General features: G+C 72.8%; 1 protein-coding gene. It reads right to left on the reverse strand.

Going from position 1 to position 2,876, the window contains the following annotated elements; genetic code table 11:
* Positions 1–316: 316 nt before the first annotated feature.
* Positions 317–2,876, reverse strand: a 2,560-nt coding sequence (locus tag ETD85_RS61335; RefSeq protein WP_138698946.1) for a glycoside hydrolase family 2 TIM barrel-domain containing protein, incomplete at its 5' end; no start/stop codon positions are given.

Genomic DNA, 2,876 nt, shown 5'->3' on the forward strand with positions numbered 1-2,876 from the left:
GCACCCGAGACGGCCTGTCGAAGAAAGAGATCATCCGCTGTTTGAAGCGCTACATAGCCCGCGACCTCTACCGGATAATCACCTCCAACGATCAAGAAAGCCCCTCTTGACATCCATAGGAGCATCCACCCGGCCGGCCCTCGCCGAGGGCCGGCCGGGCACGCGCGGCGCCGGGTCCCGCGACGAGCGGGACCCGGCACCGTCAATCGCCGCCACGGTCGAGGCGAGGACCGCGCGGGATCCGACGGCTTCAGCCGCCACGGTCCGGCGTCGCCCGGCGTGCCCGGTCAGCCTGCGCCACGGTCCGGCGTGCCGGTCAGCCGGTGCCGCGGTCGAAGCGGAGGTTGAACGTCGCCCGCCGCGCCTTCAGGTCGTACTGCGGCAGCGGCCCCGGACCGCAGGTGGCGGTGCCGATGCCCTGCTGCGCCAGGTCCAGGTGGAGGTGCACCCGATCCCCCGGGACCAGGTCGGGCCGGTGCCGGGCGGCGGCCAGCTCGTCGACGCTCCACCGCCGGGCGGTCATCCCGAACACCGGATCCCCCGACACCGTGAAGGCGCCGAAGCGGGCCCACCGGACGCCGGCCCGGTGGCCGTTCTCCTGCGGGTGGACGTAAGGCGTCTGCAGCTCCTCGATCGTGGCCGTCCAGCGGCCGATCCGGGTGGCCAGCCCGGTGTCCGGGTACGCCTCCCCCGGCCCCAGCCCGAACCAGGTCACCTCGCCGACGGACCGCGGGAGGGTCATGGTCACGCCGAGCCGCGGAATCGGGTCGCTCCAGTCGCCGTCGGGCTCGATGTCCAGGCCCAGCAGCAGCCCGCCGTCCCCTGACAGGCTCCACCGGTACGCCGCCCGCAGCCCGAGATCCGTGGCGGCGGGCGCGACCCTGGTGCGGACGGTCAGCGCGTCCCCGAGCTCCACGGCGTCCACCCGGTGCGTGAGCCGGTGCAGGCCGAGCGCGCGCCACTTGCCTTCGAGGCCGCCGTACCTGTCGTTGTCGGTCGGAGCCCGCCACAGGTCGAGCCTGGGCCCTTCGACCTCCAGCCCGAACAGCCGCACGAGCCGGCCGCTCCCGGCGTCGAAGGCCGAGTCCCCCGCGACGATCTCGCCGCCGTCCCGCACCAGCCCGGTGGCGCTCCCGATGAGAGGAGCGGCCGGCCGGGACGGCGCGGGGGTCAGGAGCGTCTGGCCCCAGGCCACCTCGTGCCCCGCCGGGCCCCACGGCTGGTCCTCCGCCAGCACCGCGCGCACGGTCAGCCACCGCTCGCCCGCCCCGCCCGGCGTGGCGGGCAGCTTGGCCTCGCCGCCCTCGGCCGGCAGGCCGAGCCGGTGTTCGGCGACCGTCTCCCCCTCCGCCTGCACGGTGGCGACGAACTCCAGGTGTGCCAGGTCCGCGAAGTCGTAGCCGTTGACGACCCGCACCACCCCGTCCCCGAACTCGAACGTGACCGGCTCGAACACCTTCTTCAGGTCGAGCAGCCCCGGCGACGGCGTCCGGTCGGGGAACACGAGCCCGTCGATCACGAAGTTCCCGTCGTGGACGGGCTCGCCGTAGTCGCCGCCGTAGGCGTACTCGTACGCCGGATGGGTGAGCCCGTGGTCGATCCACTCCCAGATGAACCCCCCGGCCAGGCGCGGATAGCGCGCGAACAGCTCCTGGTACTCGGCCAGCCCGCCCGGCCCGTTGCCCATGGCGTGGGCGTACTCGCATTGCAGGAACGGCATCGCCCGCCGGCGCGCGTCGAGGTCCGGGTCGTCGAGCGGGTCTTCGGCGAGCCGGCCGATGGCCTCGACCTCGGCGTGGGAGGCGTACATGCGCGAGTAGACGTCGGTGTGCGCGCACGACCGGTCGCCCTCGTAGTGCAGCGGGCGGGACGGGTCGCGCTCGCGGGTCCAGCCGGACATGACGGCCAGGTTCCGGCCGACGCCGGCCTCGTTGCCGAGCGACCACATGATGACGCTGGGATGGTTCTTGTCGCGTTCGACCATCCGGCGCATGCGGTCGAGCAGGGCGTCGGCGTAGCGGGGGTCGTCGGTCGGGTTGGCCCGCCAGCCGACCTGGCCGAAGCCGTGCGTCTCCAGGTCGCACTCGTCGATCACCCACAGGCCCAGCTCGTCGCACAGGTCCAGGAAGTCCGGGTGCGGCGGGTAGTGGCTGGTCCTGACGGCGTTGACGTTGTGCCGCTTCATCAGCAGCACGTCCTCGCGCATCGTCTCGTACGGCACCGCGCGGCCGTGCTCAGGATGGAACTCGTGCCGGTTCACGCCCTTGAGCAGCAGCGGGCGGCCGTTGGCCAGCAGCACGCCGTCCTTGATGGAGATGGTGCGAAAGCCGATCCGCAGCCGGAGCGTCTCCTCGGGCGCGGTCACGACGGCGTCGTACAGGCGGGGGGTCTCCGCCGTCCACGGCTCCGCCCCGACCGTGATCTCGGTGCCCGGCTCCAGCCCTGAGACGCCGAGCTCGGGGACGCTCAGCGTGTACGGGCCCTCGAAGGACCCGTCGAAGGACCCGTCCACGGGCCCCTCGAAGGACAGCGTGCCGCGCCCGTCCGCGTAGGAGGCGTGCACGAACACGTCGGCGGCCGAGCGGGTGAGCGTGACGTCGCGGAAGATGCCGGGCAGCCACCACATGTCCTGGTCTTCCAGGTAGCTGGCGGCCGACCACTGGTGCACGCGCACGGCCAGCACGTTGCGCCCCGGCCGGAGCCACGCTCCGGCGTCGAACTCGGACGGCAGCCTGCTGCCCGTGAAGAAGCCCAGCTCGTGACCGTTCAGCCAGACCCGGGTGAAGGAGTCGGCGCCGTCGAAGCGCAGCCGGCCGCCCGTCCACCCCTCGGGCAGGTCGAACTCCTGTCTCTCGAACACATCTGCCGCTGTCTGC

Source organism: Nonomuraea zeae (assembly GCF_005889725.1).
Lineage (GTDB): Bacteria > Actinomycetota > Actinomycetes > Streptosporangiales > Streptosporangiaceae > Nonomuraea > Nonomuraea zeae.